General features: G+C 48.1%; 21 protein-coding genes and 1 pseudogene. 11 read left to right on the top strand and 11 right to left on the bottom strand.

Annotated features, from left to right (window positions below; all coding sequences use genetic code 11):
• Positions 1 to 33: 33 nt before the first annotated feature.
• The 4 genes and pseudogenes from ACTQ53_RS08975 to ACTQ53_RS08960 all read right to left on the bottom strand — a co-directional run bounded on the left by ACTQ53_RS08975 (position 34) and on the right by ACTQ53_RS08960 (position 1,057).
• Entirely contained in the window at positions 34 to 231 is a 198-nt protein-coding gene (locus ACTQ53_RS08975; protein WP_294967439.1) for a hypothetical protein, read from the bottom strand.
• Positions 232 to 245: 14 nt separating this feature from the next.
• A pseudogene (locus ACTQ53_RS08970) lies at positions 246 to 392 on the bottom strand (4Fe-4S dicluster domain-containing protein); the annotation flags it as partial.
• Positions 393 to 395: 3 nt separating this feature from the next.
• Complete coding sequence (locus ACTQ53_RS08965) at positions 396 to 725, bottom strand: 4Fe-4S binding protein (RefSeq protein WP_294967437.1); 330 nt, start codon at positions 723 to 725, stop codon at positions 396 to 398.
• A 14-nt stretch (positions 726 to 739) separates the two neighbouring features.
• The gene (locus ACTQ53_RS08960) at positions 740 to 1,057 is read right to left on the bottom strand and encodes a hypothetical protein (RefSeq protein ID WP_294967436.1); all 318 of its coding nucleotides are present in this window, start codon (positions 1,055 to 1,057) and stop codon (positions 740 to 742) included.
• 150 nt (positions 1,058 to 1,207) lie between these two features.
• On the opposite strand from ACTQ53_RS08960, the gene ACTQ53_RS08955 reads away from it, so the two are divergent.
• Together ACTQ53_RS08955 and ACTQ53_RS08950 are read left to right on the top strand one after the other, a co-directional pair.
• On the top strand, positions 1,208 to 2,101 hold the full coding sequence (locus ACTQ53_RS08955) for a LysR family transcriptional regulator (RefSeq protein ID WP_294967434.1): 894 nt from the start codon (positions 1,208 to 1,210) through the stop codon (positions 2,099 to 2,101).
• Between the two features lie 84 nt (positions 2,102 to 2,185).
• Entirely contained in the window at positions 2,186 to 3,223 is a 1,038-nt protein-coding gene (locus tag ACTQ53_RS08950; RefSeq protein ID WP_294967432.1) for a YeiH family protein, read from the top strand.
• Positions 3,224 to 3,373: 150 nt separating this feature from the next.
• On the opposite strand, the gene ACTQ53_RS08945 is transcribed toward ACTQ53_RS08950, so the two are convergent.
• Positions 3,374 to 3,940, bottom strand: coding sequence for a hypothetical protein (locus ACTQ53_RS08945; protein WP_441932765.1), 567 nt, complete (start codon positions 3,938 to 3,940; stop codon positions 3,374 to 3,376).
• A gap of 161 nt (positions 3,941 to 4,101) precedes the next feature.
• On the opposite strand from ACTQ53_RS08945, the gene ftsZ reads away from it, so the two are divergent.
• The gene (gene ftsZ, locus ACTQ53_RS08940) at positions 4,102 to 5,505 is read left to right on the top strand and encodes a cell division protein FtsZ (protein WP_294967428.1); all 1,404 of its coding nucleotides are present in this window, start codon (positions 4,102 to 4,104) and stop codon (positions 5,503 to 5,505) included.
• A gap of 671 nt (positions 5,506 to 6,176) precedes the next feature.
• On the opposite strand, the gene ACTQ53_RS08935 is transcribed toward ftsZ, so the two are convergent.
• From ACTQ53_RS08935 to dut, 4 genes are read right to left on the bottom strand one after another with little or no spacing between them, the layout of a single operon-like run.
• Positions 6,177 to 7,922 (bottom strand): murein hydrolase activator EnvC family protein, encoded by a 1,746-nt coding sequence (locus tag ACTQ53_RS08935; protein WP_441932764.1) that lies wholly within the window; start codon positions 7,920 to 7,922, stop codon positions 6,177 to 6,179.
• Positions 7,922 to 8,827: a DUF4292 domain-containing protein gene (locus ACTQ53_RS08930; RefSeq protein ID WP_441932763.1), complete on the bottom strand. Its 906-nt coding sequence runs from the start codon at positions 8,825 to 8,827 to the stop codon at positions 7,922 to 7,924. Before ACTQ53_RS08930 ends, ACTQ53_RS08935 begins: the two co-directional genes overlap by 1 nt.
• Positions 8,824 to 10,683, bottom strand: a complete 1,860-nt coding sequence (locus ACTQ53_RS08925) for a tetratricopeptide repeat protein (RefSeq protein ID WP_441932762.1) — start codon at positions 10,681 to 10,683, stop codon at positions 8,824 to 8,826. The genes ACTQ53_RS08930 and ACTQ53_RS08925 overlap by 4 nt, the downstream gene beginning before the upstream one ends.
• Before the next feature lie 18 nt (positions 10,684 to 10,701).
• Positions 10,702 to 11,139 (bottom strand): dUTP diphosphatase, encoded by a 438-nt coding sequence (gene dut / locus ACTQ53_RS08920; RefSeq protein WP_441932761.1) that lies wholly within the window; start codon positions 11,137 to 11,139, stop codon positions 10,702 to 10,704.
• A 169-nt stretch (positions 11,140 to 11,308) separates the two neighbouring features.
• On the opposite strand from dut, the gene ACTQ53_RS08915 reads away from it, so the two are divergent.
• A complete protein-coding gene (locus ACTQ53_RS08915) occupies positions 11,309 to 12,646 on the top strand; it encodes a deoxyguanosinetriphosphate triphosphohydrolase (RefSeq protein WP_294967420.1) in 1,338 nt (445 codons plus the stop codon).
• 561 nt (positions 12,647 to 13,207) lie between these two features.
• On the opposite strand, the gene ACTQ53_RS08910 is transcribed toward ACTQ53_RS08915, so the two are convergent.
• Positions 13,208 to 14,200, bottom strand: coding sequence for a GNAT family N-acetyltransferase (locus tag ACTQ53_RS08910; protein WP_294967418.1), 993 nt, complete (start codon positions 14,198 to 14,200; stop codon positions 13,208 to 13,210).
• Between the two features lie 71 nt (positions 14,201 to 14,271).
• On the bottom strand, positions 14,272 to 15,099 hold the full coding sequence (locus ACTQ53_RS08905) for a glycerol acyltransferase (RefSeq protein ID WP_294967416.1): 828 nt from the start codon (positions 15,097 to 15,099) through the stop codon (positions 14,272 to 14,274).
• Between the two features lie 316 nt (positions 15,100 to 15,415).
• On the opposite strand from ACTQ53_RS08905, the gene rsmH reads away from it, so the two are divergent.
• The 7 genes from rsmH to ACTQ53_RS08870 all read left to right on the top strand — a co-directional run bounded on the left by rsmH (position 15,416) and on the right by ACTQ53_RS08870 (position 24,471).
• A complete protein-coding gene (rsmH, locus tag ACTQ53_RS08900) occupies positions 15,416 to 16,330 on the top strand; it encodes a 16S rRNA (cytosine(1402)-N(4))-methyltransferase RsmH (RefSeq protein ID WP_294967414.1) in 915 nt (304 codons plus the stop codon).
• The gene (locus ACTQ53_RS08895; protein ID WP_153124167.1) at positions 16,327 to 16,773 is read left to right on the top strand and encodes an FtsL-like putative cell division protein; all 447 of its coding nucleotides are present in this window, start codon (positions 16,327 to 16,329) and stop codon (positions 16,771 to 16,773) included. Before rsmH ends, ACTQ53_RS08895 begins: the two co-directional genes overlap by 4 nt.
• On the top strand, positions 16,770 to 18,926 hold the full coding sequence (locus ACTQ53_RS08890; RefSeq protein WP_441932760.1) for a penicillin-binding protein: 2,157 nt from the start codon (positions 16,770 to 16,772) through the stop codon (positions 18,924 to 18,926). Before ACTQ53_RS08895 ends, ACTQ53_RS08890 begins: the two co-directional genes overlap by 4 nt.
• A gap of 84 nt (positions 18,927 to 19,010) precedes the next feature.
• Positions 19,011 to 20,471 (top strand): UDP-N-acetylmuramoyl-L-alanyl-D-glutamate--2,6-diaminopimelate ligase, encoded by a 1,461-nt coding sequence (locus ACTQ53_RS08885; RefSeq protein ID WP_217760577.1) that lies wholly within the window; start codon positions 19,011 to 19,013, stop codon positions 20,469 to 20,471.
• A 32-nt stretch (positions 20,472 to 20,503) separates the two neighbouring features.
• Positions 20,504 to 21,772: a phospho-N-acetylmuramoyl-pentapeptide-transferase gene (gene mraY / locus ACTQ53_RS08880; protein WP_294967410.1), complete on the top strand. Its 1,269-nt coding sequence runs from the start codon at positions 20,504 to 20,506 to the stop codon at positions 21,770 to 21,772.
• Positions 21,773 to 21,814: 42 nt separating this feature from the next.
• Complete coding sequence (murD, locus tag ACTQ53_RS08875; RefSeq protein ID WP_153124160.1) at positions 21,815 to 23,152, top strand: UDP-N-acetylmuramoyl-L-alanine--D-glutamate ligase; 1,338 nt, start codon at positions 21,815 to 21,817, stop codon at positions 23,150 to 23,152.
• Between the two features lie 41 nt (positions 23,153 to 23,193).
• The gene (locus tag ACTQ53_RS08870) at positions 23,194 to 24,471 is read left to right on the top strand and encodes an FtsW/RodA/SpoVE family cell cycle protein (protein ID WP_295346318.1); all 1,278 of its coding nucleotides are present in this window, start codon (positions 23,194 to 23,196) and stop codon (positions 24,469 to 24,471) included.
• Positions 24,472 to 24,493: the final 22 nt, after the last annotated feature.

Here is a 24,493-nt window from a genome sequence, read left to right as displayed (position 1 = left end):
GGCAACGATGTAAGGAGCATACTTGGGATAAGCCTATTTTAAATCAAAGAGACATTCATCTATAGGCTTACCCAAGTCTGTCTGATCATTCCATTCATTGGTGACCACATGATCGATTATCCACTTAGCCTTCTCCCTGTCACCATGGAACAGAGTGGTATAAAGGTTCATGCGCATCCAGTTCACCAATACACTTCCTACATCGAAGACGATAGTCTTGTATCTACTCATAGCTGTCTTATTCTTTAAACATTCACATAGAAAAATTCAGGCTGCTTAGGTTCCGAATACGCTTTCTCGAATTTCCAGCTGACAGCCTTATACAACAGGCCACCGAAAAGTCGGGCATGCTCAGGACAGACCACGACACAGCGTCCGCAAGAGATGCATTTCTTTTAGTTGGTCTTGTAGGGTTCCCCCATAGTGATGGCTCCGACAGGGCACATTTTCACACAAGCATGGCAGGATGTACATTTTCCCCTACTCCCTTCTGGATGCAGAGGAATAGGCTTGGTATCACGATAAGGGCGATTTCCCTTTACCATCAGTCGGCTGACTGCTGACATCTTTGGTATCTGGAGTAGAAGTTCCCTACTCTTTGAAGCAAAATCATGGAGTTGCTCCATATCATCCGCATTAGGTCTTCCTTCTGCTATCTTGGGAAATATGGAATGCTGGGCTATGACAGCAGCCGCAGAAAGTAACTTGAAGCCATGGGATTCCACCAGGTCCTTCAGCTCTATGAGCGTATCATCTCTATGAGCGTATCATCGTAGGCTCTGTTACCATAGACTGATACGATGAAGGCTGGGGTATTGTTTCCCAGAAAACGTCTCAATGAGCGAACTGCCATTTCCGGGACTCTACCAGCATAGGAAGGTACGCCCACTATCAGCAGATTGCCATCACTTCCCAGCGAGACATCATCCTTCAGCACGTCTGAGGTAATGTCATACTCAATGACAGGCTTCTGAAACTGGGATGCTATCTCACGAACGATACGTTTGGTGGAGAAAGTGGCACTAAAATAGGCCAAATGGATATTCTTAATGTACATAATGTCTTTGGTTTCTTTTTGTTGGATGCAAAGTTACTATTTTTAGGCGAAACCAGCGAGTGATTTCTAGAATTTTGTTATCTTTGCAGAAGATTTGCTGCACTCGGCATCATATTGACGAGGATTTTTGAAATAACAAAGGAACATACAATGATAGATACAAGACTGAAAGTTTTCAGAAGTGTGGCTACACTCCTGAGTTTCACTAAGGCTGCCAACGAACTGTTCATCAGTCAGCCTGCCATCAGCAAGCACATACAAGAGCTTGAAAAGGAATATGGGGTGCAACTGTTCGACAGAATCGGCAATCGCATCCAGCTCACCCGTGCCGGACAACTTATGCTTGACCATGCCTGCAAGATTATCGATGCCTATCAGAATCTCGATTTCGACATGAAGAAGCTCACAGAGAAATCTGGTGGAGAACTGCGCATCGGAGCCAGTACCACCATCTCACAATATGTTCTCCCCGAACTGATTGCTGAATTCAGGAAACTATATCCCGACATTCGTCTTACCCTGCTCAGCGGAAATTCTCATGAGATAGAGGATGCGCTTGCTGCAGGAAGGATAGATCTGGGTATGGTGGAAGGCATCAAGCGGCAGCCCACCTTTAAATACACTCCTTTCATGAAAGATGAGCTGGTGGCGTTCGTACATTGTTCCAATCCCCTAGCCCAGCAAGAGGAGATTTCTCTGGACCTTCTCAGGCAGACACCGATTGTACTGCGTGAATTAGGTTCCGGAACTTTGGATGTCATCCAAAAAGCCCTGCAGGAAAACGGCATTGCTCTTTCTGATCTGAACATTGAGATGAATCTGGGAACCACAGAGGGCATCAAGCATTTCGTGGAACATTCCTTAAGCATGGGTATCATCAGCATAAGAGCCATCTACAGGAATATCTATGAACAAGTATTCAAGGTTCTGGAAATTGAGAATCTGAAGATGGAACGAGAATTTCTATTTGTTGAGAAGAGAGGCGAGACCGCTAAACTCCAGCAGACATTCAAGAAATTCATAACTAAAGGTTATAACGTATAGCTATTATGTATATACAACATCTCATGATTTTTCGTACCTTTGCACCCGCTTTTCAAAAGCGAATAACCGACAAAAAAGAAAAATATGAGATTATCAGAACAAAGGAGCAGTATGCTGCATGGCGTATTGCTTATCGCACTCTTCGCATGCGCAGCTTTCTACATCGGTGGCATGGACTGGGTGAAAGCTCTTTCGTTTAGCCCCATGGTGGTGGGCATCATCATTGGTATGCTCTATGCCAATAGTTTACGTAACAACCTGCCCGACACCTGGGTACCGGGCATCAAGTTTTGCAGCAAGCGAATCCTCCGCACAGGCATCATCCTTTATGGTTTCAAGCTCACCTTCCAGGATGTGATGGCTGTGGGCTTCTCTGCCATCGTAATGGACGCCATCATCGTATGCGGCACCATCGGCTTGGGAATCCTGGTGGGAAGACTTCTGAAAATTGACCGCAGCATCGCACTGCTCACCGCTTGCGGAAGTGCCATCTGTGGAGCTGCAGCAGTATTGGGTGTGGATGGGGCCATTCGTCCGAAGCCTTACAAGACGGCAGTAGCCGTAGCCACCGTAGTCATCTTTGGAACATTATCCATGTTCCTCTACCCTATTCTCTACAGGGCTGGCATCTTTGACCTATCACCAGATATGATGGGACTCTTTACGGGTTCCACCGTTCATGAAGTAGCCCATGTGGTAGGTGCAGCCAATGCCATGGGAGCCGAGGTGAGCAACAATGCCATCATTGTGAAGATGATAAGGGTGATGATGCTGGTACCGGTATTACTGGTGATTGCATGGACCGTTGCAAGGGATGTTGCCAAAAGAGATAATCTGGAAAATACTGATACCAACAAGCCTAAAATCAGCATTCCATGGTTTGCCATTCTCTTCCTGGTAGTGATTGGATTCAATTCTCTTGGTTTGCTTTCGGAAAGCATAGTAGATTGGATTAACCAACTGGACACCTTCCTCCTGACCATGGCCATGGCAGCATTGGGAGCAGAAACAAGCTTTGACAAATTCAAGAAAGCTGGCATTAAGCCTTTCCTCTTGGCTGCCATTCTTTATTGCTGGCTCATTGGAGGTGGATATTGTCTGGTGAAGTTTGCCATACCTTAATTTATAGGAATAACTATATAGAAGGTATATTATACCGACAGATGAAAACATCCATGTGAAAAGTAGAACGATTCACAAATGGGGAAAGAAAAGCCGGAGAGAGATATATACATGATAGTATTTACATCGTCATAAACGGAAAGAGAAGCTTTATTGATAGACTACAAGTTCTCTTGGGAGATTGATTATCTTCAACCTCTCGAACCAGAGCTTCATGGAAGAGCCTTGGTGGCGCTTGACATGGCTATTGATGATATAATAGTCGGCCTGGTATTCGTCCATCAGGTCAGAGAAAGCTGCCTTGATGCGCGAACACTTCTCGTTGATGGCATTATCAAGAGGGTTCGTCAGGCGATTCACTGTTTCTGTGATTTTATCGGAATCGATTCTGTTGCCGATTTTTCGGTAGAGGGCAAACAGTTCCTCACGATGATCCACCAGGTTCTTGAACTCTATTCCTTCCGGGTGATTCAGAAAGAGCAGATAGAGGGCCTTGTGGATGGGACTGAGCTGCACTTCCCTGTTTCCATAATCAGGGAGCAAGAAACGGTAATCTTCCGTGATGACCAGAGGACTGAGGGTTGCCCTTGCTGCCTCGATACGGAGCTGTTCCAATACGGGCACACTGATGGCTTTTAACAAAAGATCGGTTCTACCTTCTGCTAAAAGCTGGGTGGAAAGCGTCTTTACCTGAGCGGCTTTCTCCTCTGGGGTCATATTTCTTGTTTCTTCTTGCATACAGATTGCAAAAGTACAAAAAGAATGGGAAAAATCGTTTCTCATCTAGAAAAAATCTTCTTCTGCAAGGCTTGCGTTTGATTTTTCATAGGGAATCTGATTCTTTGTATGTATCTTTGCATCTAAATTGAAATATAGAAATGATGAAAGAAGATTGGACTCCTATAGATTTCGGACAGACAGAAGATACTACCAAGAACATCATCAAGGTAATTGGTGTGGGTGGTGGCGGATGCAATGCCGTTAAGAATATGTATGCAGAGGGTATAGTAAACGTGAGTTTCGCCGTCTGCAATACGGATAGTCAATCACTATCCAAGTCGCCTGTGCCGGTAAAGATCATGCTCGGAAAGAGTGGTTTGGGTGCAGGGGCAAATCCCGAAGTGGGAAGAAGTGAGGCTCAGAATACCCAGGAAGACATCAAGAAACTGCTGGACGACGGAACCAAGATGGTTTTTGTTACTGCCGGAATGGGTGGTGGAACGGGTACGGGTGCCGCACCTGTCATTGCCGGTATTGCAAAAGGGATGGGCATCCTTACCGTTGGCATCATCACCATACCTTTCTACTTCGAGAAGAGAAAGAAAATTGTCAAGGCTCTGCAGGGTGTAGAAGAAATGCGCAAGAACGTGGATGCCTTGCTTATCGTCAACAACGAGCGTCTCTGCGATGTTTATGCCGACTCCGAGATTACCGTAAAGGATGCCTTCAAACTGGCAGACAAGGTACTGAGTGATGCCACCAAAAGTATCTCGGAACTCATCACTGTGGAGGGAACCATCAATCTTGACTTCCGAGACATCGAGACTACCATCAAGAGCGGTGGCGGTGCTATCATGGCCATGGGTAGAGCCAGTGGTGAGGGAAGGGTTCAAAGTGCCATAAAGAATGCGTTAGACTCTCCTCTGCTCTATGGCAGCGATATCAGTAATGCCCAGCGCATCCTTTTCAATATCTACACTTCCAGCAAGCACCCTATCTTTGTGAGGGAGATGAGAGAAATTGATGCCTTCTTTGATGAACTGAACCCTGACATCAAGGTGATTTGGGGTCTTTCTGATGATGACAGTCTGGATGAGGATGCCAAAGTCACCATTCTGGCAACTGGTCTGAACAATGAGTTGGCCGAGGATATTCCTGAAAGTTCTTCTGTATTGAAGGATGAGGAAGACTATCAGAGAATCATCGACAAGCTCTATCATCCTATCAGAGACAACTTCCAGACGCTAGCAAATAAAACCGAGCAAAAGCAAGAAGCAGAATCTATAGATAACATCAATCCAGATGCTACAGAGAAGGAAGCTACTATTGTCCATCAAGAAGAAATGCCAGGAAATGAGTCAGGAAATGAGTCTGGAGAAGAGCCAGCTAAGGTTTTAGTGGAAGACAATCCTTCTACAACCGAAGATTCAAGAGAAGTTCCTGTTGAAACGCCTATCGCCAAGCCAAAGTCATGGACTTTAGGTGGAAGAATCAAAAATGGGCTGAAGAAAATAGCAGAAGATCTGGACATCATCACTTACAATGATGAAAACTACAAGTAGTTGATGATGATTAATACTAGGAAAGAGATTTTGGTTGGAAATAGAGGGTGCGTCATAAGACCATGACGCACCCTCATATAACAATCATTTAGTGCTCGGAATCGCTGCGATTTGCAGGAGGCAAGCCATCAAAGGTCTACGCCAGATTTTTGGATAGGACCACTAGGGGAAAGCTTACTGCATGACTATCACCTCGAAGATGGGGCTATTACTCATTAAATTCTTCTAAGAATTGTTTTCTTTTTCCTCTAATTCGTAAGTCTTCTAACTCATAAATTGACTGGGAAAATCATACATCGAAATAACAACACGATATTCGTCTGTCTTTTCAAACTTCAACTGAACAGAATAATAGCGAATCAGCTCTTCATAAGAAGTCAAATCGGCTGCAAATAAGAATACCTATTCACAACCTACAATTTTCAACAATTCCTGTATTTTTGGCACTTGCTTGTTGAACTCGCGATTGATTTAGCTCTCAAATAATGCCTAAAAGATATAAAAAAATACATGAGAAAATGCTTTTGATACGTCATCAGGTAAATTGCAAGTAACCATCTCTCTTGCAAGCAATAAAAAACCTCCAATCAAACCAAGCGATTGGAGGTTTCATTTCTATCATCTACAGCAACCAGGCAGTAAAAACACTACCGGCTGCACCATTTCATACATTATCGGCTCAGCCAAGCCTCCGGATTGAGCTTGGCAGTCTCCTTGCGAAGCTGGAACTGGAGGAGGTTGTCAGAACCCACGGCACCCAATGCCTGGCGGGTACTTACCTTCTGTCCCTTATGAACGCTGACCGATTTCAGGTTACAATATACCGAGATATAGGCACCATGACGAACCAGTACATTCCACATGCCACCATAACCGAAGACGGCACTCACCTCACCATCGTAGATGCTACGAGCCACACAACCCGGTTTGCCCTGAATGTTGATACCCTTGTTGTCGAGGGTAACACCCTTCAAGCCCTGTACATTATACTGTCCGAAATGGCTGACGATGCGATAACCGCCGCTGATAGGCATTGGGAGACGACCACGGTTTGCCTCGAATCCGCCACTCAGCATACGGTCTACCGAACTCAAGGTAGCCTCCTCCTGCGCCTCCTTCTTGGCAGCAGCAATCTCACGAGCCTGGCGCTCCTCGTCCGCCTTAGCCTTCAACTCAGCAGCCCTTCGTTCAGCTTCAGCCTTTCTTGCCGCCTGTTCAGCAGCAGCCTGACGTGCAGCCTGTTCTGCTGCAGCACGCTGGGCAGCCTCGGCAGCAGCACGCGCCTTAGCCTGCGCCTTGGCCTTAGCCTTCGCTTCAGCCTGAGCAGCCGCTTCTTCCTGAGCCTTTCTTGCAGCCTCAGCAGCCAGCCTTGCCTCTTCAGCAGCCTTTCTTCTTGCCGCCTCGGCAGCAGCTTCACGAGCCTTCGCCTCAGCAATACGACGTGCATTCTCCCTGGCAGCAGCCTCGGCAGCAGCCTTCTTACGCGCCAATTCCTCAGCACGTTTCTTGGCGGCAGCAGCTGCAGCAGCCTTCTTCTTAGCCTCGGCAGCAGCACGGGCACGAGCCTTGGCTACTTCCTGGGCAATCAAACGGTCAATCTGGGCATTGATTGCCGCATCCTTCTGACGCTGGTCGGCAATCACAGCCTGAATGGTCTTCTGCTGCTTCTGCAGTCCGTGTACCATTTCCTGCTGTTGGGTCTGCTTGCCTTCGAGTGCAGTCTTCTCCTGCTTGCCCTTATATAATAAGGTGTTCTTGTGTCCCTTTACGTTTTGCAGCTGCACATGCTTCTCGTTCACCTGCTTCTGCTTTGCCTTTACAGCCTCGCCCTGCACCTTCTGATAGGAAGAATACTGGCGGATGAAGGAAAGTCGGCGATACATCTGGGTAAGATTCTTGGCACTGAAGATGAACATCAGCTTGTCCTGTACAGTATGATGACGGCTCATATAGCGCATGGAACGGATATACTTGTTCTTTCTGTCCTGCAACTGCTGCTGAAGGGTTTTCAGCTGCGCCTGCAGGATACCGATATTTCCGTCGATATGATGAATATCCTTCTGGATGCCATCAATCTTCTTCTGACTCTGGTCTATCTCACCGTTCAATATCATCAGGTCTTCCAGTCGCTTCTTCACATCCGCCTGATTCCTGCGGAGCGCCTGTTCCTGCTCCTTGATTTTCTTCTGGATAGACGCACGCTGTCCCTGCAATCCTCGGATAGAAGCATTGCTGTAGGTAGCCACCTTGCGTTCTGCCCTGGTAGGGGCAGCCTGCCTTACCGGTCTTTTTTTTCTGTTCTGAGGCTTGGCAGCCACTGCGGTCTTTCTCACTGGTCGCTTCTTCTGCATCTGTTTCTGGGCATAGGGAGCCAGCGAGAATACCAGAGCCATCATTAATAATAGGATACGTTTCATCAGATACTCATAATTTTGCGAAGTGCTTCTTCAGGCGAAACCTGCTTGTATTTCTTTGAAATTTCGGTCTGAGTACTCCAGTTACTATCTGTCTTCACCTCGTTGAGATTGAGGATAAGTTTCATTTCCTGCTTCTTCTGGGTTGCAGTAGTCATAAACGACATCACCTGTGTTGCCGGAAACATCTTCACGCCCACACTCTTGAACTTGCTGTAGTCTACATGCAGACGGGATGTGCCATGCTGCGAGCTCTGATAGTTGACATCAGCCGATGTGATGCGCCCGTTCTCGCGGCTGGTATTCCAGGCATAGGTCATATAGCCATTCTTGACGGTTACCGGAACCTCGTTGCCGGCAGCCTTCAGGTTGACGTCAAACTTCTTGAGGTTTGACTTGGTCACCTCCTTTTCGCCCGGCAGAATCAGCTGATTCCAGAACAACGCCTGCAAGGTATAGAACGAGATGCCCTGCTTCTTCAGGAAATCCACCTGCGTATAGTCTGCCTTGACATACTGCTTGTGATAACGGTCCAGAATCAACACATAATCAGGAGCAAACTCGAGACGCCCCAACTCACTACCCAGGAAAGGCATGAAGATCTGGATACGCACCAGCTGGTCCTTGCGCATGCTCAACTTGGCAGGAACGCTCACTTCCTTGTCTCCCATCAGGATGGTGAAATCCATCTTGCCCACAATATCCTTGGCGTAGACCTGATTGTCCGAAACCATCTGCAGGAAAGCACGCTGGCTGAAGCTTTCACCCTGCTCGTCTGCCTTGACAGATGTCTGCTGCTTGCCGGCATCAACCTTGCCGGTTCCCTGTACCTGTCTGCTGGTTCCGCAAGCAGCCATCAGCATCATGGCAGCTCCGGCACCCATCAACATCCATTTATTCTTTTTCATCTCTTTCTACCTTTCTTAATGATTTTCTTCGTTACCGATTCCTTCTTTGCCGGTCTGTTACGACGCAGCAGTTCATCCTCGGTAATATATTGTCTATTGTTTATTTTCCATTTCAGGACGGCATTCTGTCCATCGCCGTCCAGCGCCTGCTTCCAGTATTTCATGGCGTCATCTATCATTCCGTTCATGGCATAGATGTCGCCGGCATGTTCCAATATCGTACTGTTATTCTCGGTAGAATCGCTGTTCTTGAGAGCAGCATCGATATAAGTCTTGGCATCGGCATAGCGCTCTTCCTTGAACAGGATCCATGCATAGGTATCCAGATAAGTGCCGTTGTTAGGTTCCGCCTTCACGGTCTTATAGCTCATCGATTCTGCCTTATGCAGGTCGATGCCTTCCTCGCTCATGTAATAAGCATAGTTGTTCAGCGCCATCACATTGTCATCCTTCCATTGCAGACAGGAGTCGTAAGCCGCATAAGCCGCCTGCTTGTCCTTCTTCTTGTAAAGGATGTCGCCCATGACGGCATAGAGATCAGAAACCAGGTCAGGAGAAGCATCGGCTCTTACCTGTGCCACGCCCTGACGGAATTCATGGAGCGCCGCATCCTCATCATTTTTCTGATAATGCGCCATTCCACCGAAGTAATAGAACACCATTTCTTCCGGATTATACGCATGAGCCGCCTTGCTCTGGGCGATTACCGATGTATAATCTTTCTGATTCCAGAGCAGCTGCACCAGCTGCAGTCTGGCATTGACATTATCCGGTGCGATGGCAAGCACCTTCTCGTAAGCCTTGCCGATGATGCTGTCCGGCATCTTCTTCAGACTCATATAGGCAGCACGCATTTCTGCCACATCAGCCGATGGCTGCGGCACATCGAGCACTTTGTCGAAGAGCGCCACCACCTGGGTGGAATCGCCACCATGGGTCTCATTGTCCTGGATAAACGAACGGAACATCATCACCTTGGTTTCCAGATCCGTCTTCGGACTGAGCAGTATTTTATCCAGCATCTGATGAGCCTGGTCTTCCTGCTGGGTTGCCTTGTAATAGTCGTAGAGCGACATCTGGGCATAGGAATTCTCCGGCTCCTCCTTCAGCACATCCGTAAACATCTTGAAGGCTTCCTTCTGGCGGTGATGCTGCATGAGCCAGTTGCCCAGCATCGTCTTGTAAACCATGTCGAGCGGATGGGCATCTACCAGCGACTTCAATTCCTTATAGGCAGCCTTCTTGTCGTCCATCATTTCGTAGATGCGCATCTTGGAAAGCGTATACTGCTCGCTCTCACCCTCCTCGGTTTCCAGACGCGAAATGGTCTTCAGCATCATCGGGAAGTTCTTCTGCTGCTGATACAGCTGCACCAGGATATGCAGGGCATCTGTATTGCCATGATTGCGGGCATAGAGGTCTTCGTAGGCATCTATCGCCTTGTCATACTGCTGCTTGCCGATATAATGCTGGGCAAGATTCTCGGCATAGGTCTGGTTTTCCGGAGCCAGCTGTATTGCCTTCTCCATATAGTGAAGGGCGAGAGAATCTTGCTTCAGTTGAGAATGATACATCGAGAGATAGAAGTATGTCTCTGCGGCATTCGGATCTATCTGTCGGGCATGCTCAAAGAGGTCCATCGCAGCAGAATAGTTGTTGGCTGCATGTTGCCTTCCCGCCTCCAGGAAGAAGTATTCAAAACGCTTGCGGTCGTTAGGACTGAGCGAGTCCTTCACCGCTACCGCCTGCTGCGCCACGTGTTTCACTTTTACCTTACGGGCCATAGACGGCAAAGCCGCAGAGCCTATCAGCCCCACGACCATCCAGATAGCAGTATTTCTCAAACTGAATTTCACGATTCGATTCCTTTCTTTTTATTTTACTCCCGTATGACCATAGCCACCAGCGCCTCTCTCTGTCTCGTCGAGTTCTTCTACCTCGATGAAGTCGCATTGTTCGTGCTTGGCAAGCACCATTTGTGCAATGCGCTCGCCGTCATTGATGACGAAGTCCTGCTGTGAGAAGTTGATGAGCAGCACCATGATTTCGCCTCTATAGTCGGCATCGATGGTACCCGGCGTATTGAGCACGGTAATGCCATGCTTCAGTGCCAGTCCGCTGCGAGGTCTTATCTGCGCTTCATAACCAGCCGGCAATGCCATGAAAAGCCCCGTAGGAACGAGTCTACGCTCCATAGGATGAAGCACGATAGCCTCATCGATATTAGCACGCAAATCCATGCCCGCACTCTGAAGTGTGGCAAACGCAGGGAGAAGCTGATGCCCCTTATTGATAATCTGTACTTTCAGCATATTTTTCTATTTTTCTGCAAAAATACTGCTTTTTAGGCGAATAATCGCATTTTATAAGTAAAAATGATATAATTTATCTATTTTTATTTTGAATTATGTGCAGATTCCTGTATTTTTGCGCTACAGAACGATAAATGTGCAATATTTAAAATATAAGGATCAACGGATTATGGAATGGAAACAACTCATATCAAACAAGCGTTTCGGACAGGAACACAAGCATGCAGAGCGCCACGATGACCGCTCTGAATTCAAGCGCGATTACGACCGTCTCATCTTCTCTTCGGCATTCCGCCGGTTGCAGAACAAGACTCAGGTCTTCCCTCTTCCGGGCAGCATCTTCGTCCACAACCGTCTCACCCACAGTCTGGAGGTGGCAAGTGTGGGCATGTCGCTGGGCAACGATATCTCCCGTCACATCATCCAGAAGCGCCCGGAGCTGAAGGATACGCTCTTCGAGGAAATCGGAACCATCGTGAGTGCCGCCTGCCTGGCGCACGATCTGGGCAATCCTCCCTTCGGTCATTCTGGCGAGAAAGCCATCCAGACTTTCTTCAGCGAGGGTGCCGGACAGGGATTGAAAGATGAAGTTTCTGCCGAGTTCTGGGACGACATCACCCATTTCGAGGGTAATGCCAACGGCTTCAGAATCCTGACGCATCAGTTTAAAGGTCGCCGCCAAGGTGGTTTCGTGATGACCTATTCTATGCTTGCTGCCATCGTGAAATATCCTTTTGCCAGCAGTTTGGCAGGGAAACACGGCAAGTTTGGATTTTTTACTTCCGAAGCAGAATCTTACAAGAAAATAGCCGATGAATTGGGCATTTCCTGCAAGTCGGCACCAGGTGAACCCCTCAAATACGCCCGACATCCACTTGTTTATATGGTAGAAGCTGCCGATGACATCTGCTACGAAATCATGGACATCGAAGACTCCCACAAGCTCAAGATTCTTTCCTATGCTGAGACGGAGCACCTGCTGCTGAGTTTCTTCGATGAAGATATCCAGCAGAAGATACGCCAGCGAATCATCGACGAAGAACTGACTGACGAAAACGAAAAAGTAGTTTACATGAGAGCCAGCGTTATCGGAAAACTGGAAAACGAATGTGTGGCAGCCTTCCTGGCTCACGAGGAGGAAATCTTAGCCGGAACATTCGAAGGTAGTCTCATCGACCACATTTCCGAGCGCCAGAAAAAGGCATACCAGGAATGCGAGAAGATCTCCTACTCTAAGATTTACCAAAGCAAGCCGGTGCTCGACATCGAACTTTCGGGTTATCAAATCATGGCTACCCTGATGAAGGTTTTCATCGAAGCAGCCGTCAACCCGTCCCGTTTCTATTCCAAGCAGCTCCTGCGCCGGGTTAGCAGCCAATACGACATCGAGAACGAGAATCTGGAAGAGAGAATCATGGCTGTATTGGATTACATCAGCGGCATGACCGACATCTATGCGCTCGACATCTATCAGAAAATCAACGGCATCAGCCTGCCTATTGTATAAGGAGCTAGCACAGGTAGGCGTGCACAGAGAAAAGTTTATCTTACTATGGCAAATTATTGCCCCTTGGCGGGCAACTTTTTGCCGTAACCAGACACAAAAAGATATGTCGGGAGAAAGTTTTTGACAGGTCTGCCACAACCGTTTGCAGGCTGTATTCCTGCTGCTGTAAGAGTTGTTTCTGCTGGTATAAAACCTACTCTCGTTTTTACTCTTCACTCTTCACCAAATCGGCTGAAACCCCTATAAACACTGGGGGTGTGGGCGGTGAAGAGTGGTGGTTCACTCTTCACCACTCTTCACCACTCTTCACTTATCGCGAGGTTCAGCTATCATTTATTCCAAGATCTGGTCTTCATTGATGACAGGGCCTGGTCTTCATTGATGACAAAGCCTGGTCTTCATTGATGACGGAACCATTGCCTCGCTGATATTCTTTCCTCTAAAATAATATGGGTGAAGAGTGGTGAAGAGTTGTGAAGAGTGAGTCTCCACTCTTCACCGCTATAACTATCTAGCTAATAGACCGTTAAACCACATCTGTGAAGAGTGAAGAGTAAAATACTATTCTTTTTCCTTGTAGAAAATCTTGTTGGCACCGCTTGTAATCTTCAGCGCCTCAGGATGTTCCTCAATAAAGCTGTTGATGTGGCGGATACGCTTCTCCTCCAGAATTTCATCCACGGCAATGAGAATGCCCGTCTCCTCTACATCGCCGAAGCCATAATTGATGGCTGTACCAAAGAGCTTCATGGTAGGACTGAGGTTCATGTAGGCATTTACCAGAGGAGGAATATTGAAACCGAGCTGGCGAATCTCATGATTCAGAATGCGATAGTCAGCACGGAAATCATCTTCCGTGAAGATAGCTGCCATCTCGCTCTCAGGAGTTTCCAACTTCAATGGCTTCATCGGAATCACCAGGTTCTCCTTGTCATCAAAATGCTTCTTGAGGAAGTAGAGAATCATATCGCGGCCACGACGGATGTAAGAAGGATACATCGTCATCTTGCCGAAGAAATACTTTACATCCGGATAGAGCACGGTGAGGGCACCCAATCCGTCCCAGAGATTGTCGAGAGCAAAGATACTCTTGGTATTCTTGCGCACATTCTGATACTCGAGAGAGACGAACGAACGGCCCAGCTCTACGGTATATGGCATGTATTCCTTCAGGAACTTGTCTGAAAAGTGGAACATGTGACTGGTTGCAAGCTTAGGCTGCCCCTTTTCATCAAGTTCCCAATCCTTGCCCAGGAGATAACGGTAACCACCGATAATCTCATCAGCCTCCGGATTCCAAACGATGAGCTGCTTGTAGCAGTTGTCACCAAAATCGAATTCATCAAGGTCCATCGACTTACCAGTACCACCTCCCGCTTCACGGAAAGCGATTTCACGCAAACGTCCAATCTCTTTCAAGACATTAGGCGAATCATTGGCTGTCACAATGTAAATCTCATTGTGGCTCTTGTTTGTCATTCGAAGTTGCTTTTCTGGAGTCAGTTCGCTCTTAAGCAGCTCCTTATCAATCGGTTGGATGATTTCTTCTTCCATACTACTCTTCTCTATATATTCTATATAATTACGATGTGATTTCTACAATTTTCTACTTGATGCTACTAACTTTACAGTTTATAAACACTATCCTTCACATACTGCGCCCACTCGGTAGCCGACTTGCTGTGGTCAAAAGTCTGCCAGGGAATCGGCTTGCCAATCGCAATACGGAAATGCTTGCCCACGTTCTTATACATCTCGTCTACCAGAAAGAGCATGGCGAGATTGAACGGCAGATGCTTGTCGCTGAAACGGGCTATGCGATAGAACCGCTCAGAGTTGCGCCCGCCAAAGTGGATAGGCACAACATCACGCTGATACTCCACACTCTTGGAGATGAACGTCTTTTTCCAAGGCAGGTCACGGATGGTTCCGTCTTCCTGCTTGCGGCTGTTCAAGCCGGCAGGGAACATCAACATGTGGCAATCGCTCTGGAAACCGGCCTCTACCATGCGAGGGAAATCGCGGCTCTGTCGGCCGGTCTTGTTGATTCCGATGCTGACAGGCTTCAAGCCAGGGAGATTGAGCAGGAGGTCGTTGACCAGATAACGGAACTTGCCGTCATAATGCTGTCCGATGATGGAACCGAGACACACTCCGTCCTGTCCTCCCAACGGATGATTGGAAACGAAGGTATAGAGCTTGCCGTCATTCTTGTCGGGCAAGTTTTCCAGTCCCACGATTTCCACATCCATCTTCAGATAACGTACGCATTCGGTGAGCCATTCCGTTCCCGAAAGGTTACGACTTTCCCACAAGAACTTGTTGACCTCGTCCTCGTGAACAATCTTCTTGAGCCAGGAAACGAGGAATCGCGGAACGTATTTTGCCTTGCTTCCCATCTTGCTCTTCAGTATCTTATCTATGTCTATCGTTTTCTCTATAGAAATGCTCATGTCAAGTAAACTTATATAAGTAGGTGCAAAAATAACTCAACTTTCTCAAATACGTGCCATTTTTTGCGAAAATTTATCAAAAACAAGCAAATTTGCTACTTTTTCGGTTCCTAAGGAGAGAAATTCGGGCATTTTCAGCCGTTTTCATGCATCCAACCAGGGTTCATCCCGAGAAGGCGAAATTTGACTAAAAGCAAGTTTTTTATCCCCTTTAATAAAATTTGTAGGTTAAAATAGAGTGAATGTGGGGAATTTTGTGTACCTTTGAACCCGATTTTACATTAAATATGTACATGTGCGTAATAAATAAGAAAATATGATAAAGACAGCAGAAACATACCACGTACCAGTGCTCCTCAAGGAGAGCGTTGACGGGTTGAATATTCAACCTGGCGGAATCTATGTAGACGTAACCTTCGGCGGAGGCGGACACTCCCGTGAAATCCTATCGCGACTCAGCGAGGGAGCCCATCTCTACAGCTTCGACCAAGATGCCGATGCGGAGCGCAACGTGGTAGCCAGCCCCAACTTCACCTTCGTATGTTCCAACTTCAGATATCTGAAGAACTGGATGCGCTATTATGGAGTAGACGGGCTGGACGGACTCCTGGCAGACCTCGGCGTGTCAAGCCACCACTTCGATGACGAGAGCCGTGGTTTCTCTTTCCGCTTCGATTCCCCTTTAGACATGCGCATGAACAAGCGTGCCGGCAAAACCGCTGCCGACATCGTCAACGAATATGACGAAGCAGCCCTTGCCGACCTCTTCTATCTCTACGGAGAGCTGAAGAATGCACGCCGCATCGCAGCTGCCCTGGTCAAGGCAAGAGCAGCACAGAAGATAGAAACCACGAAAGACTTCATGGCTGCCGTGGAACCGCTCTTCAAGAGAGAGCGTGAAAAGAAAGACATGGCTAAGCTCTTCCAGGCACTACGCATCGAGGTGAACCACGAGATGGACGCCCTGAAGGAAATGCTACGTTCTGCTACCGAACTGCTGAAACCAGGCGGAAGACTCTCTGTCATCACCTATCACTCGCTGGAAGACCGCATCGTGAAGAACATGATGAAGGCAGGAAACCCGGAGGGCAAGGTTGTACAGGACTTCTACGGAAAAATAGAAAGTCCTTTCAAGCTTATCAACAATAAGGTAATCATACCTGACGATGAAGAGCAGGAAAGAAACCCAAGAAGCAGAAGTGCCAAACTAAGAATTGCAGAAAAGAAATGAATAACGAAGTAAACAAGGATATAGAACAGAAAGCAGACAATGCCAAGGTAGAAGAACCGCAGGAGTCACTCAAGGAGGCGATAGCAAAGCAGGCCATCGAAGAGGAGGTTTCCGGCTCTTCCAACTTCACGCTGCGCAAGATTCTGGGTGGCGACATCCTGACCACTCAGATTATCCGCCGGCAGATATGGCTCGTCATACTCGTCGTGTTCTTCATCATCATCTATATCTCTAACCGATATAGCATCCAGAATGATATCATCGAGTTAGACAAACTACAGACAGAGTTGCAGGAGACCAAGTATAAAGCCTTGTCGGCCAGCAGCCAGATAACAGAGAAAAGCCGCGAGAGCAACGTACTCGACATGTTGAAGACCAACAAGGACAGCACCTTGCACATTGCGACCCAACCTCCATACATTATTAACGTTCCAGAAGAATGAGTAAATTCGACCATAAGAAAGTAATGCCCCGCTTCAGCGCCATCGCCATCGTGATGTCACTCCTGGCGCTGGCTGTCATCGCCAAGTCATTCTACATCATGACTGCCAAGCGCGACTACTGGCTGAAGGTGGCTGAGCGACAGAAGAAAGACTCAGTGACCGTGAAGCCAAACCGAGGCAACATATTAAGCTGCACCGGGCAGCTGATGGCAAGTTCACTGCCTGAATTCAAGGTATTCATGGACTTCAAGGCCCTGAAGATTGCCAACAACGACTCTCTTTGGGATGCCAAGCAGGACTCCATCTGCCTCTGTCTCCACAAAATCTTTCCGGAGAGAAGCATCGAGGAGTTCAAGCGTAACCTCACGGAAGGACGTGCCAAGGAAAGCCGACACTGGGCGGTATACGACAAGCGTGTAGACTACAATACATTCACAGAGATTAAAGCCATTCCTGTTTTTCGCCTGAAATCCAACAAGGGAGGCTTCCACTGGGAAGAATTCAATGCCCGAACACGTACCTACGGCTCTTTAGCCGGACGTACCATCGGTGCCATGTTTGGCGCCAAGGATACGGCGAGATTCGGACTGGAGTTGTCGTATGACTCCATCCTCCGCGGAACCAACGGCATCGTACACCGCCGAAAGGTGCGCGACAAGTTCCTGAACATCACCGACACGCCTCCTATCGACGGAGCTGATATCGTAACAACCATCGACGTGAGCATGCAGGACCTGGCAGAACGCTCGCTGATAGAAGAATTGAAAGAAATCAATGCCAACGTGGGTGTAGCCATCGTGATGGATGTGCCTACGGGCGACATCAAGGCTATCGTAAACATGGAGAAATGTTTCGACGGCGAATATCGAGAGATACACAACCATGCCGTGAGCGACCTGCTGGAACCGGGTTCGGTGTTCAAGCCTGCCTCTATCCTCGTGGCACTTGACGACGGAGTGGTTGACACAACATACCGTGTAGAGACGGCAGGAGGTGTCTGGCCGATGTACGGCAGAGACATGAAGGACCACAACTGGCGCAAGGGCGGATATGGAATGCTGACCCTGGCACAGACCCTGTGGTACAGTTCCAACATCGGTGTGAGCCGCATCATAGACGATCATTACAGGAACAACCCGGAGAAATTCGTGAAGGGAATCTATCGCACGGGTCTGCATGACGACCTGAAGATACCACTGGTGGGAGCAACTTCGGCGAGAATCAGAATGCCGCACAAGAACAGTCACGGACAATACGACAACTGGGCGAAGACCTCTTTGCCTTGGATGAGTATCGGATATGAGACACAGGTGCCACCTATCTCTACCCTCACCTTCTACAACACCATCGCCAACAATGGTAAGATGATGCGTCCACGATTTGTAAGCAAGGTAGTAAAGAACGGAGAAACCATCATGGAATTTCCACCGGAGGTGATGCGCCCGCAGATAGCCAAGGAGAAAAGCATCAAGGAACTGCAGACTATCCTGGAGCAGGTAGTAAGCGTGGGTCTCGGAAGAAAGGCAGGATCGCCAAACTTCAAGGTAGCCGGCAAGACGGGTACGGCACAGGTTTCAAAGGGAGCCGGAGGTTACAAGGCTGGAGGAACCAACTATCTGGTAAGTTTCGCAGGCTATTTCCCTGCCGACAATCCTCGCTACAGCTGCATCGTCTGCATCCAGAAATCAGGTCTTCCAGCATCAGGAGGCAGCATGAGCGGTAAGGTGTTCCACGACATCGCTGAAGGTATCATGGCACAGAGCCTGAAACTCGACGTGAAAGATGCCAAAGACTCAGCATCCGTATTCGTACCAGACGTAAAGGACGGCAACATCCTGGCAGCCGACTATGTCCTGACCCATCTGGGCATCAAGACCAACGTAAACTGGTCGGGCAGTTATGCCAACGGCAATCCTATATGGGGAAGAACCGAACACGCAGGCAGCCGGAGCATACGAATGATCAAAGAAAAGCAATATAGCAAAAGAGCGGTACCAGACGTAAGCAACATGGGAGCCAGAGATGCCATCTTCATGATGGAAAGCCGAGGCATCAAAACCAAGATATATGGTAGAGGCAAGGTTGTCAAACAAACTCTTGCGCCAGGATTGCCAGTGAAGAAAGGCATGGTTTGCGCCATTTATCTGGAATAAAGAAACATGGGAACATGGCTGCACAATCAGGGTGCGGCTCTGCTCTATTATATATAAAAGGTGTAATAAAACAAAAAACATTATATGAAGTTACAAGAATTGCTCAAAAACATCCAACCGGTTCAGATTATCGGCGATGCAGAAGTAGAGGTGTCGGGCATTAACATCGACTCTCGAAAGATTAAGGAAGGTCACCTGTTTGTTGCCATGAAGGGTACACAGGTAGATGGACACAAGTTTATTCCTAAGGCGATAGAGCTCGGTGCCAAGTCGGTATTGTGCGAGGATATGCCTGAGGACAAGACAGAGGGCGTAACTTACATTCAGGTAGAATCTACCGAAGACGCTGTAGGAAAAGTAGCCACTCTCTTCTATGGCGACCCATCGAGAAAGCTGAAATTGGTTGGCGTTACTGGTACCAATGGAAAAACCACCATCGCCACCTTATTATATAATATGTTCCGCAAGTTCGGTCATAAATGTGGCTTGCTCTCTACCGTATGCAACTACATCGAAGACGAAGCTATCCCTGCTGACCATACTACTCCAGACCCTATCGAACTGAACATGCTCCTGGGCAAGATGGTAGAGGCAGGCTGCGAATATGCGTTCATGGAATGCTCATCCCACGCCATCGCTCAGAAGCGTATCGGCGGTCTGCAGTTTGCCGGTGGTCTGTTCACCAACCTGACCCGTGACCATCTGGACTATCACAAGACATTCGAGAACTACCGCAATGCCAAGAAGGCATTCTTCGACGGTCTGCCTAAGACTGCCTTCGCCATCACCAATGCGGACGACAAGAACGGCATGATCATGGTGCAGAACACCAAGGCTACCGTGAAGACCTACTCTACCCGCTCCATGGCAGACTTCAAGGCAAGAATCCTGGAGTGCCACTTCGGCGGCATGTATCTGGAGATAGACGGCAGAGAAGTTGGCGTACAGTTTATCGGTAAGTTCAACGTGAGCAACCTGCTCGCCGTTTACGGTGCAGCCATCATGCTCGGCAAGAAGCCAGAGGATGTACTCGTAGTGATGAGCACCCTCCACAGCGTGAACGGACGTCTGGAGCCTATCCAGTCACCAGAAGGCTATACAGCCATCGTTGACTATGCCCATACACCAGATGCACTGGAGAACGTATTGAACGCCATCCACGAGGTACTCGACGGCAAGGGCGGCGAAGTAATCACCGTATGCGGTGCCGGCGGCAACCGTGACAAGGGCAAGCGCCCATTGATGGCACAGGAGGCTGTAAAGCAGAGCGATAAGGTAATCATCACCAGCGACAACCCACGTTTCGAAGAGCCACAGGACATCATCAACGACATGCTTGCCGGACTCAATGCCCAGCAGATGAAGAAGGTAATCAGCATCGTAGACCGCAAGGAAGCCATCCGCACAGCCTGCATGATGGCAAAGAAGGGCGACGTAATCCTCGTTGCCGGCAAGGGACATGAAGACTATCAGGAGATTAAGGGCGTGAAGCACCACTTTGATGACAAGGAAGTGATTCGCGAAATCTTCGGTATCAACAAGTAGTAACATCATCAATTAGAAAAAAGAAAAGAACAATGTTATACTATCTTTTTAGATTTCTGGAACAGTGGGGCATCTCAGGTTCTCACATGTGGGGTTACATCTCGTTCCGTGCCCTGCTCGCACTGATATTGTCACTGGTTATTTCTGCCTGGTTCGGAGAGAAATTCATCAAGTATCTCAAAAGCAAGCAAATCACAGAGACTCAACGCGACGCCAGCATCGACCCGTTCGGCGTAAAGAAAATCGGCGTACCTTCCATGGGTGGTGTCATCATCATCCTGGCCATTCTCGTACCGGTATTGCTGCTCGGAAGATTACGCAACATCTATCTTATCCTGATGATTATCACCACCGTATGGCTCGGTTTCCTAGGTGGTATGGACGACTTCATCAAGATTTTCAAACGCGACAAGGAGGGCTTGAAGGGCAAATATAAGATTATAGGACAGATTAGCATCGGCCTGATTGTGGGACTGGTAATCTGGTCTTCACCTGATATAAAGATGAACGAGAACCTCGCCATCGAACGACAGGGACAGGAGACGGTGGTGAAGCATCGTACGGAAGCAAGAAAATCGCTGAAGACCACCATCCCATTCGTCAAGGGACACAACCTCGACTATTCCAGCATCACCAGTTTCTGCGGTAAGTACAAGGTAGCAGCAGGCTGGATTCTCTTCGTCATCATGACCATCTTCGTAGTGACCGCAGTTTCAAACGGTGCCAACCTCAACGATGGTATGGACGGAATGTGTGCCGGAAACTCCGCCATCATAGGTGTGGCACTAGGCATACTTGCGTATGTGTCTTCGCACATCGAGTTTGCCGCCTACCTCAATATCATGTATATTCCTGGTTCTGAGGAACTGGTAGTATTCTTCTGTGCCTTCATCGGAGCCCTCATCGGTTTCCTCTGGTACAACGCCTACCCTGCCCAGGTATTCATGGGCGATACGGGTTCGCTGACCATCGGCGGTATCATCGCAGTAGGTGCCATCATCATCCACAAGGAGCTGATGCTGCCTATCCTCTGCGGTATTTTCTTCGTAGAAAGCCTCAGCGTGATGATGCAGGTTTACTATTACAAGATAGGAAAGCGGAGAGGTGTGAAGCAGCGTATCTTCAAGCGCACACCTATCCACGACAACTTCCGAACACAGGACAATCAGCTGGATCCTGACTGCAAGTATCTGTGGAAGAAGCCTCGCAACTGCTACCACGAGTCGAAAATTACCATCCGTTTCTGGATTGTAACCATCATCCTGGCGGCATTGACCATCATCACATTGAAGATTAGATAATACACGGGCTCTTATCAGCCTGAACAGATAAAAACAAAAACAATGAGTAAAATTGTAATTTTAGGAGCTGGCGAGAGCGGAGCAGGTGCTGCCGTGCTGGCCAAGAAAGAGGGATTTGAAGTCTTTGTATCTGATATGTCGAAGATCAAGGACAACTACAAGAAGTTGATGGACGACCACAATATCGAGTGGGAAGAGGGTCATCACACTGAAGAGAAAATCTTAGATGCCGATGAGGTCATCAAGAGTCCGGGTATTCCTAAGGAAGCACCTATGATTCAGAAACTGATGGCAAAGGGCACTCCTATCATCAGCGAAATAGAGTTTGCCGGTCGTTATACCGATGCCAAGATGATTTGCATCACTGGCAGCAACGGTAAGACTACCACGACTTCTCTGATATATCACATCATCAAGTCGGCTGGCTATGATGTAGGCTTGGCTGGCAACATCGGAAAGAGTCTGGCACTTCAGGTGGCAGAGACTCCTCACAAGTATTATGTCATCGAGCTGAGCAGTTTCCAGCTCGACAACATGTATGAGTTCCGTGCCAACGTGGCTATCCTGCTCAACATCACTCCAGACCATCTGGACCGCTATGAGTTCAAGATGCAGAACTATACCGATGCCAAGATGCGCATCACACAGAACCAGACAGAGGAAGACAGCTTCATCTTCTGGAACGACGACCCTATCGTTACTAAGGAGTTGGCTAAGTACAACCTCAAGTCACACCTCTGCCCATTCTCAGAGTTCAAGGAGGAGGGTTGCGTGGGCTACATCGAAGACGGCAAGTACAAGCTCAACTTCCCATCAACCTTCGAAATGCCACAGGCTGACATGAGCCTCCGCGGCAAGCACAACATCTACAACAGTCTGGCTGCTGGTCTGGCTTGCAACATCGTAGGCATCGACCATGAAACCCTGCACAAGGGGCTCAGTGACTTCCCTGGCGTAGAGCATCGTCTGGAGAAGGTGGGCAAGTTCCAGGGCGTCTACTATGTGAACGACTCAAAGGCAACCAACGTGGATGCCTGCTGGTATGCGCTGGAGAGCATGACCACCCCTACCATCCTCATCATCGGTGGTAAGGACAAGGGAAATGATTACAACCAGATCAAGGACCTGGTGAAGGAGAAATGCACAGGTATCGTATACCTGGGAGCTGACAACCAGAAGTTGCACGACAACTTCGACGCACTCGGCATCCCAGTCCGCGACACCCACAGCATGAAAGACTGCGTGGCAGCCTGCCAGGAACTGGCAAAGCCAGGCGATACCGTATTGCTCAGCCCATGCTGCGCCAGCTTCGACCTGTTCAAGAACATGGAAGACCGTGGCGAGCAGTTCAAGGCATTGGCAAGAGCCATCGGAGAATAACTTTTTATTTTGCAGGAATTTAGAGATAGGACAATTAGGAAATGAACAATAAAACCATAGGCAACATATTCAAGGGAGACAAAGTTATCTGGATGATATTCTTCTTCCTTTGCATGATAAGTATCATAGAGGTATATTCTGCCTCCAGCTCTTTGACATATAAGACCGGCAACTATATGGCACCTGTCATCAGACATATAGGTCTGCTGGGACTCGGCTTGCTTACCATGATATGTATGCTCAAGGTGAAGTGTAAGTTCTTCAAGATTGTGACGCCGTTCATGCTAGGCCTATCCTTCATCTTACTCCTCTGGGTGCTCGTGGCAGGTCAGTCTACCAACGGTGCTTCCAGATGGATAAGCCTGGCAGGTATCAATTTCCAGCCATCAGAGATAGCCAAAGGAGCCGTCGTCCTAGCCGTAGCACAGATTCTGAGTGCAATGCAGACAGAACATGGAGCCGAAAAAAGAGCGTTCAAATACATTCTGATTGTCTCCAGTATTTTCGTCGCTCTCATCGGATTGGAAAACCTTTCTACCGCCATGCTGCTATGTTTCACCATCTTATGTATGATGATCATAGGCAGAGTACCAATGCGGCAGATAGGCAAGCTGGTGGGAACTGCACTTATAGCCATCTGTATTATCTTTGCCAGCATCATGATAGTAGGTAAAGACAAGGGCGATACGGCTAAGCCGGAAAACTCTCTGACAGAGAAGGTTGCGCAAGACGAAAAGGAAGAAACGGGCGTAGTAGACAAGCTGTTCCATAGAGCCGACACCTGGAAGGCGCGCATCGATAAATGGACAAGTTCCAAAGCGATTGCACCGGAGGATGTAGACCTGGACAAGGATGCTCAGGTGGCACATGCCAACATCGCCATCGCCTCTTCCAACATCGCAGGAAACGGACCGGGCAACTCTGTAGAACGAGATTTTCTATCGCAAGCCTACTCTGACTTCATCTATGCCATCATCATCGAAGAAATGGGTATAGAAGGAGCCATCTTCGTGGCTCTGCTCTATATCTTCCTACTGTTCAGAGCAGGAAGAATTGCAAACAGATGCGAGAATAATTTCCCGGCATTCCTATGCATGGGACTGGCGATATTGCTGGTAATACAGGCTTTGTTCAACATGCTTGTAGCAGTGGGGCTTGCACCGGTAACCGGACAGCCTCTGCCACTTATCAGCCGAGGTGGAACATCCACCGTTATCAACTGTCTATATCTTGGCATCATTCTGAGCATCAGCCGTACTGCTAAAAAGAAAGAAGGGGCTCAAAACATGCCAAATTCTGACAAAATAGCTGTTGCATAAAAAAAAGTATAATTAATTAAGC

The organism is Prevotella sp. Sow4_E9_plate, assembly GCF_052116205.1.
In the GTDB taxonomy this organism is placed as follows: Bacteria; Bacteroidota; Bacteroidia; order Bacteroidales; family Bacteroidaceae; genus Prevotella.
This window is presented reverse-complemented; position numbering and strand designations above follow the sequence as displayed.

Excerpts from the sequence above, each read along its gene's own strand:
- ACTQ53_RS08975 (WP_294967439.1), bottom strand. The coding sequence starts at position 231 with ATGAGTAGATACAAGACTATCGTCTTCGATGTAGGAAGTGTATTGGTG.
- ACTQ53_RS08960 (WP_294967436.1), bottom strand. The coding sequence starts at position 1,057 with ATGTACATTAAGAATATCCATTTGGCCTATTTTAGTGCCACTTTCTCC.
- ACTQ53_RS08955 (WP_294967434.1), top strand. The coding sequence starts at position 1,208 with ATGATAGATACAAGACTGAAAGTTTTCAGAAGTGTGGCTACACTCCTG.
- ACTQ53_RS08950 (WP_294967432.1), top strand. The coding sequence starts at position 2,186 with ATGAGATTATCAGAACAAAGGAGCAGTATGCTGCATGGCGTATTGCTT.
- ACTQ53_RS08945 (WP_441932765.1), bottom strand. The coding sequence starts at position 3,940 with ATGACCCCAGAGGAGAAAGCCGCTCAGGTAAAGACGCTTTCCACCCAG.
- ftsZ (WP_294967428.1), top strand. The coding sequence starts at position 4,102 with ATGATGAAAGAAGATTGGACTCCTATAGATTTCGGACAGACAGAAGAT.
- ACTQ53_RS08935 (WP_441932764.1), bottom strand. The coding sequence starts at position 7,922 with ATGAAACGTATCCTATTATTAATGATGGCTCTGGTATTCTCGCTGGCT.
- ACTQ53_RS08930 (WP_441932763.1), bottom strand. The coding sequence starts at position 8,827 with ATGAAAAAGAATAAATGGATGTTGATGGGTGCCGGAGCTGCCATGATG.
- dut (WP_441932761.1), bottom strand. The coding sequence starts at position 11,139 with ATGCTGAAAGTACAGATTATCAATAAGGGGCATCAGCTTCTCCCTGCG.
- ACTQ53_RS08915 (WP_294967420.1), top strand. The coding sequence starts at position 11,309 with ATGGAATGGAAACAACTCATATCAAACAAGCGTTTCGGACAGGAACAC.
- ACTQ53_RS08910 (WP_294967418.1), bottom strand. The coding sequence starts at position 14,200 with ATGGAAGAAGAAATCATCCAACCGATTGATAAGGAGCTGCTTAAGAGC.
- ACTQ53_RS08905 (WP_294967416.1), bottom strand. The coding sequence starts at position 15,099 with ATGAGCATTTCTATAGAGAAAACGATAGACATAGATAAGATACTGAAG.
- rsmH (WP_294967414.1), top strand. The coding sequence starts at position 15,416 with ATGATAAAGACAGCAGAAACATACCACGTACCAGTGCTCCTCAAGGAG.
- ACTQ53_RS08895 (WP_153124167.1), top strand. The coding sequence starts at position 16,327 with ATGAATAACGAAGTAAACAAGGATATAGAACAGAAAGCAGACAATGCC.
- ACTQ53_RS08890 (WP_441932760.1), top strand. The coding sequence starts at position 16,770 with ATGAGTAAATTCGACCATAAGAAAGTAATGCCCCGCTTCAGCGCCATC.
- ACTQ53_RS08885 (WP_217760577.1), top strand. The coding sequence starts at position 19,011 with ATGAAGTTACAAGAATTGCTCAAAAACATCCAACCGGTTCAGATTATC.
- mraY (WP_294967410.1), top strand. The coding sequence starts at position 20,504 with ATGTTATACTATCTTTTTAGATTTCTGGAACAGTGGGGCATCTCAGGT.
- murD (WP_153124160.1), top strand. The coding sequence starts at position 21,815 with ATGAGTAAAATTGTAATTTTAGGAGCTGGCGAGAGCGGAGCAGGTGCT.
- ACTQ53_RS08870 (WP_295346318.1), top strand. The coding sequence starts at position 23,194 with ATGAACAATAAAACCATAGGCAACATATTCAAGGGAGACAAAGTTATC.